Below are 14,589 nucleotides of genomic sequence, written 5' to 3' on the forward strand. Positions count from 1 at the left end.
CGCGCCAGATCCGGTGTTAAGATCGCCGTTCAGCCCACTTCACGGTTCATCCATGTCCGCTGCCCTGCGCTCGCTCCCGATCCTCGCCGCCGTCGCGGCAGGTGCGCGCGCGGCCGGGCTGAAACTGAAAAAACGACTCCTCGACTGACGGGGACGTCGCGTCCCGTCAGGCGAATGCCGGACGGGATGCCCGCAGGTCGTTTCTTTCTCCTTGCCCGCATGCCTCGTTCCGGCACTCCGCCGGCGGAACGGTTCCTTCCCACTCCGTTTCCACCATGAGGCTTTGCATGCACACACGTTTCGAAGGTATCTGGCTGCCGATCGTCACGCCGTTCCACCACGGCGAAGTCGATCATGCGCCGCTCGCGCGGCTCGCGCGCCACTATGCGGCCGCGGGCATCGCGGGTTTCGTCGCGGGCGCGACGACCGGTGAAGGCGTGCTGCTCGACGCGCGCGAACAGGACGCCGTGTTCGCGACGCTGCGCGACGCGGCGCCTGGCCTGCCGATCGTCGTCGGGCTGACCGCGAGCGCGACGCATGTCGCGGCGGCTCGCGCGCGCGAACTCGCCGCGCTGCGGCCCGACGGGCTGCTCGTCACGCCGCCCGTCTACGTGCGGCCGACGCAGGACGGCATCCGCCGCCATGTCGAGGCGATCGTCGACGCGGCCGACCTGGCCGTGCTCGTCTACAACATCCCGTACCGCACCGGCGTGAACGTCGAACTGGAAACGCTGCAGGCGCTCGCGCGCGACCCGCGCGTCGCGGGCATCAAGGAATGCGGCGGCACGCTCGACCGGATGAGCCGGCTCGTGCACGACACGCCGCTTGCGATCCTGTCCGGCGACGACAACCAGAACTTCGCGGCACTGTGCGCCGGTGCGCACGGCGCGATTGCCAGCAGCGCGCACGTGCTGCCCGAATGGCATGTGCGCATCCATGCGCTGCTGCGCGACGGGCGGCTCGCCGATGCGCGGCGCCTGTCGGTCGCGCTGCAGCCGCTCGTCGCGGCGCTGTTCGCGGAGCCGAACCCGGCGCCGGTGAAGGCCGTGCTGGCCGCGCAAGGATGGTGCGAGGACGGGTTGCGGCTGCCGTTCGTGCCGGCGAGCGACGGGTTGCGGGAGCGGCTGGCAGCCATCTGCGCGGCACTCGAAGAAATCGAGCCGGACGTCGCGGCAGCATAGGCCTCTACGCCGCGTGAGGCGCTGGCGACAGATGAATTTCAACCCAACGGATTATTTCAAACTGTCAGAACCAGAGACAGGCCATACCGTGCAAGAAGGGCGTCGGCAGTCACGAGCTGAAGCGGTTCGTGCCGTGCCTGCGCGACCAGCAGGCGATCGAACGGATCGCGATGGTGGTGAGGCAAATCACGGACTGCGGCCCCATGCACGGCCCAAACCGGTAGCTCGCGAATCCCGCGTGGCGCCGATCGAGCGGACCAGCTTGCCCACCTCAATATCGAGCTTCCCCAAGCCAGCCTTGATGGCGGCCTCCCAGATACTCGCGCTGCTGACGAAACGTTCGTCGGCGGCCGAGATCAGTCTGCGCGCCCGTGCGCTGAGCTTGGGGTCATTGGTCACGATCCACAAAAAGATGTGCGTATCGAGCAACAGCCGCATCAGCGCCCTTCGAAAGCATCCAGCAGGTAATCGGGCAGCGGAGCGTCGAAGTCGTCCGCGATCCAGGCCTGGCCTTGCAGGACGCCGAACCGAATGGGTTGCCTGGCAGGCGCGAATCGATCGGCTGACGCCCCGTCGCCGCGGATCGGAGCATCAGTCCGTTGCGATGAATCGATAGCGCCGGCGTCGGGAATGTTCGCGTTTTGCATGATGACCTCCGTTACAGGTGACCATCACTGTAGTCACGTTCGACCGATCGATCCATTCGGCCGATCGGCCGAGGGGCTGCCGAGTCGCAGCCCGCCGCGACAATCGAACGTCTCGTCAGGCCGCCAGCGCCGCCACCGCCCCCTCCGTCGCATCCCGCACCGCCTGCGTCACGATCCGCGCGAGCCGGTCGACGGTCGGCGTCGCCGACGACGTGCGCCGCAGCAGGATCAGCGGCAGGCTCGGCAGTTCCGGCAGCCCGGACGACGCCGCGTCGAGCACGCGCACCGACGCGGGCAGCCCGTAGTGCGAGCGCACCGTCAGCCCGAGGCCGGCCGCCGCCGCCGCCCATAGCCCGGCGAGGCTCGGCGTCGTGAATGCAACGCGCCACGGCACGCCCGCGCGGTCGAGCGCATCGGTCGCCGCGCCGAAGAACCGGCACGGCCGGTCGAACACGACGAGCGGCAGCGGCTCGCCAGGCGCGCGCACGGCACGGCCGCCCGCTTCGCCGGCCGTTTCGCCGCGCGCAACCGGTGCCGCACCGTCTTCCGCCCCCTCCCCGCCGCCGTCCGGCATCCCGAAACCGCCCGCGCCCACCGCGCCGATCCATTGCATCGGCACCTGCGCGATCGCTTCGCTGTCGATCCCTGCCCGCGACACGAGCGCCGCCGACGCCGGATCGCCCCATACGAGCGCGAGATCGAGCTGGTTCGCATCGAGCCGGTCGAGCAGATCGGCATTGCGCGCCACGCGCGCCTCGATCCTCACCTTCGGATGCGCGCGCGCAAACCGCCCGAGCACGTCGGGCAGGATCGCCTCGCCGAAATCCTCCTGCAGCCCGACGCGCACCCAGCCGTCGAGGTTCACGCCGCGCACGGCCGCGACCGCCTCGTCGTTCAGCTCGATCATCCGCCGCGCATAGCGCAGCATCGCGTCGCCGGCGTCGGTCAGCGCCAGCCCGCGCCCGGCTTTCACGAACAGCGGCGTGCCGGCCTGCTCCTCGAGCTTGCGGATCTGCGCACTCACCGCCGACGACGAGCGCGCGACGCGGTCGGCCGCCTTCGCGAAACTGCCGAGATCCACGCCCGCGACGAGGCTGCGCAACGCCGCCACGTCGAAATTGGGCCGGGCCTGCGCGGCATCGGCCATTGCGGGCGGCTCGCCGCCGCCACGGGGAAGGTCTTGTCCGGGCACGTCAATCATCCTGTTTTATCGAACGATTCATCAAAAACTTTCCGATTTTCAGGATGAATGTAGGCCGCCAGACTGTCGATGTCAATTTCCAATTGGGCCTGCCACCATGGATACCACCTGCATCGCTTCCCCCTCCTCGCCCGCCCGCGACGCGCGCGGCCCCGCCCATCGCTGGCGCGTGCTGGCGGCCGGCGTCGCAGCGAACATGAGCTTTTCGGCCGCCGCGGCCGGCATTCCGACCACCGCCGTGTGGATGCGCACGGCCTATCACCTCGACAACGGCGCGCTCGGCCTCGTGCTCGGCGCGCTCGGCTTCGGCGTCGCGCTGTCCGAGCTGCCTTGGGGGATCGCCGCCGACCGCTTCGGCGATCGCCGCGTGCTGCTGACCGGGCTCGTCGCGACGGCCGCGATGCTCGCGCTGATGGTGTGCACGATCGTCCCGACCGCGCACGCGGTGCCGCCGCTGATGCGCGTCGTCGCGATGATGAGCTGCGTCGGGCTGCTTGGCGGCAGCGTGAACGGGTCGAGCGGGCGCGCGGTGATGCGCTGGTTCGGCGAGCGCGAACGCGGCCTCGCGATGAGCATCCGCCAGACGGCCGTACCACTCGGCGGCGGCATCGGCGCGGCACTGCTGCCGTCGCTCGCGTCGCACCTGGGTTTCGCCGCGGTGTTCGGTGCGTTGATGCTGTTGTGCGCGGGATCGGCCGCGCTGACCTGGCGCTGGCTGCACGAACCGCCCGCCGCGCCGGCCGCCGTGCACGGCACCGTGCACCGTCCCGTCGAACAGCAGCAGCCCGCCCGGCATGCGCGCGGCCCGCTCGCGAGCGGCCGCGTGTGGCGCATCGTGCTCGGCATGGGCCTGCTGTGCACGCCGCAGTTCGCGGTGCTCACGTTCGCGACGGTGTTCCTGCACGACTTCGGCCGGCTCGGCCTCGCCGGCATCAGCGCGGCGATGGTCGCGCTGCAGCTCGGCGCGATGGTGATGCGCGTCTGGAGCGGCCGTCATACCGACCGGCACGGCAACCGCCGCGCGTACCTGCGCGGTTCGGTGCTCGTCGCCGCCGGGTCGTTCGCGCTGCTTGCAGCCGCGACGGCCGGCAGCCCGCACGTGCCGCTCGCAGCGATCGTCGCGATTCTCGTGTTCGCGGGCGTCTGCGTATCGGCATGGCACGGCGTCGCGTATACGGAGCTCGCGACGCTCGCGGGCGCGAACCACGCGGGCACCGCGCTCGGGATGGCGAACACGATCGTCTACCTCGGGCTGTTCGCGACGCCGCTCGCGATTCCGCCGTTGCTCGCCGTCAGTTCGTGGAGCATGGTCTGGCTCGCGGCCGCGCTGGTCGCCGGCGCGACCTATCCGCTGTTCTCGCGGTAGCGGGCACGCGCAAACCGTCAGAACTTGTACACGGCCGACAGCATCGCCGAGCGACCGTCGCCGAACTCGACCGCGGACGATCGCGATTCGCTTCCCGACACCTGCCGCACGCGCTCGACATATGCGCGGTCGAACAGGTTGTCAACGTTCAGCTGGAAACGCAGCCGGCGGCTCACGTCGTAGCCGGCCATCAGGTTGTGCACCCAGTACGCGCCAAGCTTGCCGTCGCCTTGCGACGTCACGTTGCGCCGGCCGACGAAATGCGAACCATAGCCCACCGTCCAGCCGGCCGGCAGCCGATAGGTCGTCCACAGATTGAACGCGTGCCGCGGCGTGTTGCCGAGCGCCTGCCCGTCGCGGCGCGGCGAAGACGGCGAACTCAGCGTGACGCTCGCCAAATACGTGTAGTTCGCGAACACGTCCCAACGCGGCGTCACCTTGCCGGCGGCACCGAGCTCGATGCCGCGCACGCGCTGCCGGCCAACGAGCGCGTAGCTGCCGTCGGCCATCCGTTCGCGCGCGTTCTTCTTTTCGGTCTGGAACAGCGCGCCGTTCAGCGCGACGCCGGCAAGTCCCTCCCATTTCGCGCCGAGTTCGAAGCTCTCGTTCTTCTCGGGCGCGAGCGCGCCCGTCGCCGCGCTCACGCCCGAGCCCGTCGTGACGAGAAACTCGGCGGACGGATTGAACGACGTGCCGTACGCGAAATACGCACGGCCGTTGTCGGTCGGCTTGAACACGAGCCCGGCGCGCGTGCTCAGGTGACGGTCGGCGCTGTCCGCGCGCTCGGTCGGCTTGCCGGCCGGCGTGCCTTCCGAGCGGCCGTCGATCCAGTCGTGCCGCAGCCCGACGTCGACGTCCCAGTACCGGCCGAGCGCGATCGTGTCGAACGCGTAGAGCGCCTTCACGACCAGCGCCGTGTCGTTGTGCGCGCTGTCCTGGCGCTGCGCGGGGCCGCGCCAGTCGCCGGGCGGCGCGGCGAGCGGAAAACCGCCGGCCGGGTAGAACCGGTTGAGCCCGTACGAATAGGTCGTGCGGTCGTACGTTTCCCGCGAGATCTCGAAGCCGGCAACGAGCGTGTGCCCGAGCCCGAACGTGCCGAACGTGCTCGTGACGTTCGTCTGGTTCGCCCACATCGCCGTCGACGCATCGCGGCCGTAACCCTGCGGCCCGGCCGGTTTGTAGCGCCCGGGCGGCAACCCCTGCAGGTTCACGTGCGACGCGGAGATCACCGTATCGCGATGCAGGTGCGCATAGCGGCTCAGGTTCTGCAGCTTCAGGTTCGACGACACGTCGTGCTCGGCCTTCACGGTGAACGCGTCGGACGTGATGCGTTCGCGGTCGAGGTTGCGCCAGCCGAAATAGCTGTCGCGCGACACGCCGCCCAGCACCTGCCCGCCGTGCGCTGGCAATCCGTAGTCGGGCAGGTTGTTGTCGTCCTGGTGGAAATAGCCGAGCGTGACGCGCGTCGGCGTGCCGAGGCCGAACGCGAGCGATGGCGCGACGCCCCAGCGCCGCTTGCGGATGTCGTCGCGGCCCGGCACGTCGTTGACGTGCGCCATCGCGTTCAGGCGGAACGCGGCCCTGCCGTCGGTACCCGGCAGCGGCCGGTTCGCATCGAGCGTCACGCGCCGGTAGTCGGACGTGCCGAGCATCGCACCGGCTTCCGTGAATGCACCGGCCTTCGGCGCCTTGCTGACCAGATTCACCGAACCGCCCGTGGTGCCCGCGCCGCCGAACACCGAGTTCGGCCCCTTGATCACCTCGACCGCCTCGACGTTGAACAGGTCGCTGCGATTGTTCTGCGCGCTGTCGCGCAGGCCGTCGAGCTGCAGGTTCGCGTTCGCGCCGAAGCCGCGGATGTTGAACATGTCGCCCGATCCGCCACCACCCTCGCCCGCGTTGAACGTGATGCCCGCGACGTTCGAAAGCGCTTCGCGCAGGCTCAGCGCCTGCTGCTCGTCGAGCACCGCGCGCGGCACGACGGTGATCGTCTGCGGCACGTCGAGCAGCGGCGTCGCGTATTTCGCGGAGCCGGAGCGGTCGACGCGCGAACCGGTGTCGCGGTCGCCCTGCACGAAGATCGGGCTCAGGTGCGGCGCCTGCCGCGAGTCCACCTCTTCCGCGCACGCCGGTGCGGCCGCACAGGCCATCATCGCGAACGCAACGGAAGCAGTCGCGCGACGCGGCGGCGTCGCGCTCGACACAATGCAACGACTCATGTTCACTCCACCTCATTGATGAGAATGATTCTCATTCAATATGAATGAACACGGCATGGCAATTGGACATGTTCGAATTTCGTTATGCGAATGAACCCGGAGACGAAACCGGCGCGCGATCGATCGGGCGGGCTCGCGCGGTCAGCCCGCCTCGCGCGCCAGCGCACGCCGCGCGGCCGGCCGTTCGGCCTCGCGCCGCGCATGGGCGGTCCACGCGGGATGCCGCGTCATGTCGAGCCCGATCGCGACACCCCAGCGATACAGCACGAACAGGAACGGATCGACGATCGAATGGCCGCCCGGTTCGGCCCATGTGCGGCCGTCGGCAAGCGCGGTTTCGATGGTCTCGTTCGCGGCATCGATCGTGGCGCGCCCATGCGTGCTGACCGCACCGTGCAGGGCCGGGTCGCCGATGAAGCGGCCTGGCCGCCACAGCGCGCCGTAGCCGACGCCATGCACCCAGCCGACCAGCCAGGCGAGCCATTCGTGGCAGCGCGCCTCGCGCAGCGGATCGTCGAGCGGCAGCAATCGCGCATCCGGATAACGGCGCGCGAGATACGTGAGGATCGCGGGCGTTTCGGTGAGCACGCGCGGCTCGCCCGGAATCGCGAGCACGGGTACGCGCGCCTTCGCGTTGATCGCGAGATAGCGCGCTTCGAGGTTCTGCCGTTTCTGCAGGGAGACGATCTCGACGTCGAACGGCGCGCCGGTTTCCTCCAGCGCGATGTGAGCGGCAAGCGAGCAGGCGCCCGGCGAAAGATAGAGACGGTATGCGTTCATGATGGTGTGGCCCGACCGGGGGGTGGAAGACGGAACCGAGTGTAGGAACGCGTGGCCGGGCACCGCAAACGATGAATTGTCGTGCTCGGACATTAGTGTTACTAATACCCGCATGCGACGCATCCACCTCCCTCCGCTGCAGACGCTGCGCGCGTTCGAAACCGCCGTGCGGCTGCAGAGCTTCACGCGCGCGGCCGACGCCCTCGCACTCACGCAAGGCGCGGTCAGCCAGCACATCCGCACGCTCGAGGCGCAGCTCGGCTATCCGCTCTTCACGCGCGAGCGCAACGGCGCGACACCGACGCACGCCGCGCACGCGCTCGCGCTGCAGGTGCGCCAGGGCCTGCGCGTGCTCGAACGTGCCTTCGAGCCGACGCTCGCCGTGCGCAGCCGCCCGCGCACCTGCGACGTCACGCTGAACGTCAGCGTGCTGCCGAGCGTCGCCGAGCGCTGGCTCGCACCGCGCCTGCCGCGCTTCTCGGCCGCGCATCCGCACATCGCGATCGCGCTGCACCCGGACGCGGCGCTCGCGCCGCTGCGCAAGCGCGACCGCATCGACGTCGCGCTGCGCTACGGGCCCGGCACGTGGCCGGGCGTCGTCGCCGAGAAACTGATGAACGAGACGATCTTTCCGGTCGCAAGCCCCGTGTACCGCAATCGCGACGGCGTCGCGCCGCGCGCGCCGGCCGATCTCGTGCGCGCGACGCTGCTGCGCCATCCCGCGCAGCCGTGGGAGCCGTGGTTCCAGGCCGCGCGGCTCGACCTCACCGAATCCGCGCGCGCGCCGCGCTTCACCGATGCGAACGCGCTGATCGACGCGACGCTGAGAGGGCGCGGCGTCGCACTCGCACGCCGCTCGCTGATCGAGCCCGAACTCGCGGCCGGCACGCTCGTGCGCGTGTCGACGGTGCGCGTGACCGACGTGTATGCGCACTACGTCGTGTGGCGCCCCGGCCATCCGCACGAAGCGGCGATCCGCACCTGGCTCGACTGGCTGCGCAGCGAAGTGCGCCGCAGGACACCGCGGCGCTGACAGACGACGGTCGGCGGTCGGCGATGGCCGCACGCACGCGAAAGTAATCCGTTAATTTGACGAAAGCGTTTCGCGATCACACACCGATCGCAAACGATTCACCGAAACGTCGCATCGTATCGGCATACTCGAAAACGTTTCCCGATCAGCCTGCCAGGAGAGAAGTCATGCGTCGCGTTTCCGCCGTCGTCGTTCTTTGTGCCGCCGCTTTGGTCGCCGCCTGCAGCGACGACGCGCCGCACGACGCGCACGCGGCCGACGCCTCGCAGCAGGCCGGCGCATCGAGCGGTTCCGCCAGCGCGTTCAACAGCAATGCGACCGCGAATGCCGCCGCGTCCGATGCCGCGCCGCTCGCACCGCCCGTCGTGCACTACCCGCCCGATGACGACGACGATGCGAAGCCCGCGTCGAACGCGGCCGCGTCGGCCACCGCCGCTTCGTCGCCAGGCTGATCGCGCTCGTCACCGCAACCCGGCGCAGCCGGAGGTGAAGTCCGGCTACGATGTCGCGAGCGGGAACCTGTACCTGAAGCTGCGAACACGGCGCAGCCCACGTCACGCTGACGCTGACCGACAACGCGTACGGCGCGCCGTCGCGGCAGGTGGCGCTGCACGGCGGCGACGAGCAGGTCGAGCAGTGGGTGCTCGCATCGAGCCACCAATGGTATGACGTGACGGTGAGCGACGGCGCGAACGGCACGTTCTCGCGCCGTTTCGCGGGTTACGTCGAGAACGGCCGTCCGAGCTATTCGGACCCGGCAGCGGTGCGGCCCGTCTCCGCGTCGTAACCGCAACGGCGCTGCGTCGCGCGGCAACCGCCGCGCAGCGCATGCCGCCCGTCAGACCGCATGCGCGAGCGCGCGGTCGACAAGCGCGGCGTCGAAGCCGTCGTCCGCTTCGCGAAAGCGCAGCGGCGCCGCGCAATGGACGAGCGTGTCGACGAAGTACTTCGCGCGCGGCCACGGCCCGAAGCCGGCCGCCGTATTGATGTGCCCGGCGTCGCCGAGGTTCACGAACGCGCTGCCCAGGCGCTGCGCGAGCGTGCGCGCATCGGCGAGCGGCATCCACGGATCGGTCTCGCTGCCGATCACGATCGACGGCGCCGCGAGCCGGCGCGCGTCGAACGGCCCGGCAAACGTGAATTTCTTCGGACTGGCGGGCGCGACGAGCAGCACGCCCGCGACATCGCCCGTATGCGGCCACTGCGCAAGCGCATGCGCGGCCGCAAGGCAGCCGAAGCTGTGCGCGGCGAGCACGAACGGGCCGCGCTCGCGGTCGAGCAGCGCGCGCACGGACTGCGCCCAGCGCGCGAGATCGGGCGCATCCCAGTCGTCCTGCTCGACGCGCAGCGAGCGCGGGAACTGCCGCTCGAGCCAGGTCTGCCAGTGAGCGCCCTCGCTGCCGTGCAGGCCCGGTACGGTGACGAGCCGCGGCGGCCACGCCGATTTGCTGCATGCGCGCATGATTGCCCTCGCTTGCTTGAAGACGAGTTTCGATTGTGGCGCGCGGCGCCCGGCGGCCGAACCAATATTTTGTGCTTTGCTTTTGCGCGCGCCGGCCCGCGCGACGGCGCAATTCGCGTCGAAACCGTAGAATGTGGGCTTCCCGTCAGCTTCACACGGAACCGGGCCCGGCGTCGACGCGCCGGGCCCGGTCGTCAGGAGACGCCCGATGTCCGCTACGCCCGCCGGCACGCTGCGCCCGGCCCCTCTCGCCGTTCCCGTGACGAGCCTCGCCGGCACGCGCGAAGTCACGCAATGAAGATCCTGTTCTACTCCCCGCACCAGGAAGCCGCCGCATGGCGCGACGAGATCGCGCACGCGCTGCCGGAAGCCGAACTGCGCGCATGGCAGCCGGGCGACACGGCCGCCGCCGACTACGCGCTCGTATGGCGCCCGCCGCGCGAATTCTTCGCGCCGCGCGACGGCCTGCGCGCGATCTTCAACCTCGGCGCGGGCGTCGACGCGCTGCTCGCGCTCGACCGCGCGCATCCGGGCACGCTGCCCGCGCACGTGCCGCTCGTGCGGCTCGAGGATTCGGGCATGGCACGGCAGATGGTCGAATACGTGACGCACGCGGTACTGCGCTACCTGCGCCGTTTCGACGAATACGACGCGCAGCAGCGCGAGCGCCGCTGGCACCCGCTCGAACCGCATCCGCGCGCAACGTTCACCGTCGCCGTGCTCGGCCTCGGCGTGCTCGGCGCGCAGGTCGCGCTCGCGCTCGCCGCGCTCGGCCTGCCGGTGCGCGGCTACAGCCGCGGCGCGAAGCAGCTCAACGGCATCGCGACCTTCGCCGGCGACGGTGCGTTCGACGCGTGCATCGACGGTGCGAAGGTGCTCGTCAACCTGCTGCCGAGCACGCCCGACACCGACGGCATCCTGTCGTCGCGCGCGTTCGCGCGGCTCGCGCCCGGCGCGTACGTCGTCAACGTCGCGCGCGGCGCGCATCTCGTCGAGGCCGACCTGCTCGACGCGCTCGCGAGCGGCCGGATCGCCGCGGCGACGCTCGACGTGTTCCAGCACGAACCGCTGCCGGACGACCATCCGTTCTGGCGCGCGCCGCGCATCACGATCACGCCGCACAGCTCGGCCGAAACGCTGCGCGCCGAGGCCGTCGAGCAGATCGCCGGCAAGATCCGCGCATTCGAGCGCGGCGAGCGCGTCGGCGGCATCGTCGACTACGCGCGCGGCTACTGAATACAGACAAAACCGGAGACAACCATGAGCTTCCCCACCGCCGTCAAGATCGTCGAAGTCGGCCCGCGCGACGGGCTGCAGAACGAGAAGACCTTCGTGCCGACCGACGTGAAGATCGCACTCGTCGACCGGCTGTCGCGCGCCGGCTTCCGCAACATCGAGGCCGCGTCGTTCGTGTCGCCGAAATGGGTGCCGCAGATGGCCGACGGCGCCGATGTGATGGCCGGCATCGAGCGCCGCGCGGGCACCGTGTACTCGGTGCTCACGCCGAACCTGAAGGGCTTCGAGAATGCGCTCGCCGCGCGCGCCGACGAAGTCGTGATCTTCGGCGCGGCGAGCGAGGCATTCTCCCAGCGGAACATCAACTGCAGCATCGCCGAGAGCATCGCGCGCTTCGAGCCCGTCGCGAAGGCCGCGAAGGACGCGGGCCTGCGACTGCGCGGCAGCGTGTCGTGCACGCTCGGCTGCCCGTACCAGGGCGAGGTGCCGGTCGCGTCGGTCGTCGACGTCGTCGAACGCTTCGCGGCGCTCGGCTGCGACGAAATCGACATCGCCGACACGATCGGCGTCGGCACGCCGAAGCGCACGCGCGAAGTGCTCTCGGCCGTCACGCGCGTGTTCCCGCGCGAACGCCTGTCGGGCCATTTCCATGACACCTACGGCCAGGCGCTCGCGAACATCTACGCTGCGCTGTTCGAAGGGATCGAGATCTTCCACGCGTCGGTCGCCGGCCTCGGCGGCTGCCCGTACGCGAAGGGCGCAACCGGCAACGTCGCGACCGAGGACGTGCTGTACCTGATGCAGGGCCTCGGCATCGACACCGGCGTCGATCTCGCGCAGGTCGTCGCCGCCGGCGACTTCATCTCGAACGCGATCGGCCGCACGAACGTGTCGCGCGCCGGTCGCGCACTGCTCGCCAAGGCGCAGAGCGCGGACGACGCCGCGACCTGCGTCTGACCCCGGCATTCCATGGATTCCTCAATATGACAACACCTGCTTCATTCGATTCCCTCCCCGATTCCGCGCGAAGAGTCGCGCTGCTGCTGCGCGAGCGCGGCCATGCCAAAGGCATCGTGATGCTCGCCGAAACCGGCAAGACGTCGGCCGAGGCGGCAGCCGGGCTCGGCTGCTCGGTCGCGCAGATCGCGAAGTCGATCCTGTTTCGCCGGCAGTCGGACGGCGCGCCCGTGCTCGTGGTCGCGAGCGGCGTCAACCGCGTCGACGAGAAGAAGGTCGCCGCGCAGGTCGGCGCAGTGGGCCGCGCGGACGCGAAGTTCGTGCGCGACAACACCGGCTATGCGATCGGCGGCGTCTGCCCGATCGGCCATCTCGTCGAACCCGTCACGCTGATCGACGCCGACCTGCTCGAGCTCGACAGCCTGTGGGCGGCCGCCGGCCATCCGCACGCGGTGTTCAACCTGTCGCCGCACGAACTCGTGTCGCTGACGGGTGCGCCGGTCGCGGACGTCGCATTGCGGGACAACGCATGAGCGACGTACCGGTGTCGGTGCCGGTCGGCACGGTCGCCTCGCCGTGCACGGACGTCTGCAGGATCGATCCGCGCACCGACTGGTGCGCGGGCTGCCTGCGCACGCGCGACGAGATCAAGGGATGGCGTGCGTCGGACGACGACGCGAGGCGCGCGCTGCTCGCGCGGCTCGATGCGCGGCGGCGCATGCTCGCCGGGAGCGGCACATAAAAAAAGAGCCGTTCAGCCTCACGGGCGAACGGCGTCGAGATCGGAATCCTGTGAACGTGATCAACGTCACAGCCCGCATGATACGAGCGACGCGGCCGCATCGCATCGGGTGTTTCCCTACAACTTCTTACAGCGTCTTTCGCGCGTGCGCGCGGGCCCATTTCGAACGCGATCCAAGCGCAATCCGCGTTCCTGAAATCCCCCCGGCGAGCCGCGGCGGTACCCCGTCGCGGCGCCGAATCGTACGACCGTTTCAGTTGCCGACCGCCGTGCGACGCGCGGGCACGATGCGCCAGCCGAGATTCACGCCGGCCGCCGCGAGCAGGATCAGCAGCGCGCCGAACACCTGCGTCCACGCGAGCGTCTGCCCGAACGCAACGCGATCGACGACGATCGCGACGACCGGATACACGAACGACAGCGCGCCGGTCATCGCGGTCGGCAGCTTCTGGATCGCGCCGTACAGCAGCACATACATCAGGCCCGTGTTCACGACGCCGAGCACGACGAGGTCGAGCCATTGCCCGGCAGTCGCGGGCAGCGTATCGAAGTGCGCGAACGGCGCGAGCAGCACGATCCCGAGGCCGGCCTGCAGCAGCGCGAGCAGATGCGGCGGCGTACCCTTCAGATGCTTCGTGACGATCGACGAGATCGCATACAGGAATGCCGCGCCGAGCGACAGCGCGACGCCTTCCAGATATTCGCCCGGCACCGCGAGCACGGCCGGCTCGACGCGCACCACGAAGACGAGCCCGGCGAACGCGAGCGCGAGCCACGCGATCGTCGACGCGGTGATCCGTTCGCGGAACACGATCGCGCCGAGCGCGACGAGCATGAACGGCTGCGTGTTGTAGACGGCGGTCGCCATCGAGATCGACGCGCGCGAATAGGCGGCGAACAGCAGCAGCCAGTTCGCGACGATCGCGACGCTGCCGAGCGTCGCGAGCGCGAGCATCCGCGGCGAGAACAGCGAGCGGCGCAGGAAGCCGAACGCCGCGCAGACGATCGCGAGCGTCGCGGCGCCGAACAGGCAGCGGAAGAACACGACGTTGGTCAGCGGCTGCCGCGACGACATCACGAGCCAGCCGATCGTGCCGGACATCATCATCGCGACGACCATCTCGGCGGCACCGCGGCGAATTTCATTCGAGGCCATCTTGAACTCCGTTGATGAGAGTGGATGACTTCGATTCTAGAAACTTGCTTTCGCCGAAACCACGGCTAAACTGAAGTGAATCAGCCGATTTACCTTCGAAAGCAAAGCGATCATGCCGAAACGCCTTTCCCCACCCGCCGTCGCGTCGCTCGACGCGACCGACCGCGCGATCCTCGCGGCGCTGGCCGACGACGCGCGCATCGCGACCAGCGAGCTCGCGCGGCAGATCGGGCTGTCGGCGCCCGCGACCGCCGACCGCGTGCGGCGGCTCGAGGCACAAGGCGTGATCGCCGCGTTCACCGTCGAGCTCGACCCGCGCGCGCTCGGCTACACGCTGCAGGCGATCGTCCGCGTGAAGCCGCTGCCCGGCCAGTTGCATCTGGTCGAGGAGTTGCTGCGGCGGATTCCCGAATTCGTCGAATGCGACAAGGTGACCGGCGACGACTGCTTCATCTGCCGGCTCTACCTGCGCACGATCGCGCACCTCGACGACATCCTGTCGAAGGTGACGGAGCGCGCGGAGACGAGCACCGCGATCGTGAAATCGACGCCCGTGCCGCGCCGCCTGCCGCCGCTCGCCGACGACGACAGCGCACAGCGCTGAGCGGC

At 69.7% G+C, this 14,589-nt stretch carries 15 protein-coding genes and 2 pseudogenes; 10 read left to right on the forward strand and 7 right to left on the reverse strand.

The features are described 5' to 3' along the window. The first annotated feature begins 287 nt into the window (after positions 1-287). Positions 288-1,181, forward strand: a complete 894-nt coding sequence (dapA, locus tag ACPUER_RS16895) for a 4-hydroxy-tetrahydrodipicolinate synthase (RefSeq protein ID WP_425131633.1) — start codon at positions 288-290, stop codon at positions 1,179-1,181. A gap of 56 nt (positions 1,182-1,237) precedes the next feature. On the opposite strand, the pseudogene ACPUER_RS16900 reads toward dapA, so the two are convergent. The 3 genes and pseudogenes from ACPUER_RS16900 to ACPUER_RS16910 all read right to left on the reverse strand — a co-directional run bounded on the left by ACPUER_RS16900 (position 1,238) and on the right by ACPUER_RS16910 (position 3,020). After that, positions 1,238-1,619: pseudogene (locus ACPUER_RS16900) on the reverse strand (type II toxin-antitoxin system VapC family toxin). Then, positions 1,619-1,828, reverse strand: coding sequence for a hypothetical protein (locus ACPUER_RS16905; RefSeq protein ID WP_425131634.1), 210 nt, complete (start codon positions 1,826-1,828; stop codon positions 1,619-1,621). Before ACPUER_RS16905 ends, ACPUER_RS16900 begins: the two are co-directional and overlap by 1 nt. A 115-nt stretch (positions 1,829-1,943) precedes the next feature. Further along, a complete protein-coding gene (locus tag ACPUER_RS16910; protein ID WP_425131635.1) occupies positions 1,944-3,020 on the reverse strand; it encodes a LysR substrate-binding domain-containing protein in 1,077 nt (358 codons plus the stop codon). 106 nt (positions 3,021-3,126) lie between these two features. Between ACPUER_RS16910 and ACPUER_RS16915 the strand changes: the two genes are divergently transcribed. Beyond that, positions 3,127-4,395 (forward strand): MFS transporter, encoded by a 1,269-nt coding sequence (locus ACPUER_RS16915; RefSeq protein ID WP_425131636.1) that lies wholly within the window; start codon positions 3,127-3,129, stop codon positions 4,393-4,395. 17 nt (positions 4,396-4,412) lie between these two features. On the opposite strand, the gene ACPUER_RS16920 is transcribed toward ACPUER_RS16915, so the two are convergent. Further along, positions 4,413-6,614, reverse strand: a complete 2,202-nt coding sequence (locus ACPUER_RS16920) for a TonB-dependent receptor (protein WP_425131637.1) — start codon at positions 6,612-6,614, stop codon at positions 4,413-4,415. A 141-nt stretch (positions 6,615-6,755) separates the two neighbouring features. After that, positions 6,756-7,394 (reverse strand): glutathione S-transferase family protein, encoded by a 639-nt coding sequence (locus ACPUER_RS16925; RefSeq protein WP_425131638.1) that lies wholly within the window; start codon positions 7,392-7,394, stop codon positions 6,756-6,758. A 112-nt stretch (positions 7,395-7,506) separates the two neighbouring features. Between ACPUER_RS16925 and ACPUER_RS16930 the strand changes: the two genes are divergently transcribed. From ACPUER_RS16930 to ACPUER_RS16940, 3 genes and pseudogenes are all read left to right on the forward strand, one after another. After that, entirely contained in the window at positions 7,507-8,427 is a 921-nt protein-coding gene (locus ACPUER_RS16930; protein WP_425131639.1) for a LysR substrate-binding domain-containing protein, read from the forward strand. 167 nt (positions 8,428-8,594) lie between these two features. Further along, complete coding sequence (locus tag ACPUER_RS16935; protein ID WP_175963765.1) at positions 8,595-8,879, forward strand: hypothetical protein; 285 nt, start codon at positions 8,595-8,597, stop codon at positions 8,877-8,879. A gap of 22 nt (positions 8,880-8,901) precedes the next feature. Beyond that, positions 8,902-9,214, forward strand: a pseudogene (locus ACPUER_RS16940) (phospholipase domain-containing protein); the annotation flags it as partial. Between the two features lie 51 nt (positions 9,215-9,265). On the opposite strand, the gene ACPUER_RS16945 reads toward ACPUER_RS16940, so the two are convergent. Next, positions 9,266-9,889 (reverse strand): RBBP9/YdeN family alpha/beta hydrolase, encoded by a 624-nt coding sequence (locus tag ACPUER_RS16945; protein ID WP_425131640.1) that lies wholly within the window; start codon positions 9,887-9,889, stop codon positions 9,266-9,268. Positions 9,890-10,183: 294 nt separating this feature from the next. Between ACPUER_RS16945 and ACPUER_RS16950 the strand changes: the two genes are divergently transcribed. Genes ACPUER_RS16950 through ACPUER_RS16965 form a run of 4 tightly spaced genes read left to right on the forward strand, consistent with a single transcriptional unit; the run spans position 10,184 to position 12,824 of the window. Then, entirely contained in the window at positions 10,184-11,125 is a 942-nt protein-coding gene (locus ACPUER_RS16950; RefSeq protein WP_425131641.1) for a 2-hydroxyacid dehydrogenase, read from the forward strand. Positions 11,126-11,149: 24 nt separating this feature from the next. Then, positions 11,150-12,082 carry a hydroxymethylglutaryl-CoA lyase gene (locus ACPUER_RS16955; protein WP_425131642.1) on the forward strand — a complete coding sequence of 311 codons (933 nt, stop codon included), beginning with the start codon at positions 11,150-11,152 and terminating at the stop codon, positions 12,080-12,082. Positions 12,083-12,108: 26 nt separating this feature from the next. After that, on the forward strand, positions 12,109-12,615 hold the full coding sequence (locus tag ACPUER_RS16960; RefSeq protein ID WP_425131643.1) for a YbaK/EbsC family protein: 507 nt from the start codon (positions 12,109-12,111) through the stop codon (positions 12,613-12,615). After that, positions 12,612-12,824, forward strand: a complete 213-nt coding sequence (locus ACPUER_RS16965) for a DUF1289 domain-containing protein (protein WP_072437453.1) — start codon at positions 12,612-12,614, stop codon at positions 12,822-12,824. The genes ACPUER_RS16960 and ACPUER_RS16965 overlap by 4 nt, the downstream gene beginning before the upstream one ends. 253 nt (positions 12,825-13,077) lie before the next feature. Here the strand turns inward: ACPUER_RS16965 and ACPUER_RS16970 are convergent, their stop codons facing one another. Then, positions 13,078-13,980 (reverse strand): DMT family transporter, encoded by a 903-nt coding sequence (locus ACPUER_RS16970; RefSeq protein WP_175963761.1) that lies wholly within the window; start codon positions 13,978-13,980, stop codon positions 13,078-13,080. A 112-nt stretch (positions 13,981-14,092) separates the two neighbouring features. On the opposite strand from ACPUER_RS16970, the gene ACPUER_RS16975 reads away from it, so the two are divergent. Further along, the gene (locus ACPUER_RS16975) at positions 14,093-14,584 is read left to right on the forward strand and encodes an Lrp/AsnC family transcriptional regulator (RefSeq protein WP_072437457.1); all 492 of its coding nucleotides are present in this window, start codon (positions 14,093-14,095) and stop codon (positions 14,582-14,584) included. The last annotated feature ends 5 nt before the right edge of the window (positions 14,585-14,589 follow it).

The organism is Burkholderia sp. DN3021, assembly GCF_049805555.1.
Classification (GTDB): Bacteria; Pseudomonadota; Gammaproteobacteria; order Burkholderiales; family Burkholderiaceae; genus Burkholderia; species Burkholderia pyrrocinia_C.

Bases quoted from the DNA above. Each gene is read 5' to 3' on its own strand.
- dapA (WP_425131633.1), top strand. From the start codon at position 288: ATGCACACACGTTTCGAAGGTATCTGGCTGCCGATCGTCACGCCGTTC.
- ACPUER_RS16905 (WP_425131634.1), bottom strand. From the start codon at position 1,828: ATGCAAAACGCGAACATTCCCGACGCCGGCGCTATCGATTCATCGCAA.
- ACPUER_RS16915 (WP_425131636.1), top strand. From the start codon at position 3,127: ATGGATACCACCTGCATCGCTTCCCCCTCCTCGCCCGCCCGCGACGCG.
- ACPUER_RS16920 (WP_425131637.1), bottom strand. From the start codon at position 6,614: ATGAGTCGTTGCATTGTGTCGAGCGCGACGCCGCCGCGTCGCGCGACT.
- ACPUER_RS16925 (WP_425131638.1), bottom strand. From the start codon at position 7,394: ATGAACGCATACCGTCTCTATCTTTCGCCGGGCGCCTGCTCGCTTGCC.
- ACPUER_RS16930 (WP_425131639.1), top strand. From the start codon at position 7,507: ATGCGACGCATCCACCTCCCTCCGCTGCAGACGCTGCGCGCGTTCGAA.
- ACPUER_RS16935 (WP_175963765.1), top strand. From the start codon at position 8,595: ATGCGTCGCGTTTCCGCCGTCGTCGTTCTTTGTGCCGCCGCTTTGGTC.
- ACPUER_RS16945 (WP_425131640.1), bottom strand. From the start codon at position 9,889: ATGCGCGCATGCAGCAAATCGGCGTGGCCGCCGCGGCTCGTCACCGTA.
- ACPUER_RS16950 (WP_425131641.1), top strand. From the start codon at position 10,184: ATGAAGATCCTGTTCTACTCCCCGCACCAGGAAGCCGCCGCATGGCGC.
- ACPUER_RS16955 (WP_425131642.1), top strand. From the start codon at position 11,150: ATGAGCTTCCCCACCGCCGTCAAGATCGTCGAAGTCGGCCCGCGCGAC.
- ACPUER_RS16960 (WP_425131643.1), top strand. From the start codon at position 12,109: ATGACAACACCTGCTTCATTCGATTCCCTCCCCGATTCCGCGCGAAGA.
- ACPUER_RS16965 (WP_072437453.1), top strand. From the start codon at position 12,612: ATGAGCGACGTACCGGTGTCGGTGCCGGTCGGCACGGTCGCCTCGCCG.
- ACPUER_RS16970 (WP_175963761.1), bottom strand. From the start codon at position 13,980: ATGGCCTCGAATGAAATTCGCCGCGGTGCCGCCGAGATGGTCGTCGCG.
- ACPUER_RS16975 (WP_072437457.1), top strand. From the start codon at position 14,093: ATGCCGAAACGCCTTTCCCCACCCGCCGTCGCGTCGCTCGACGCGACC.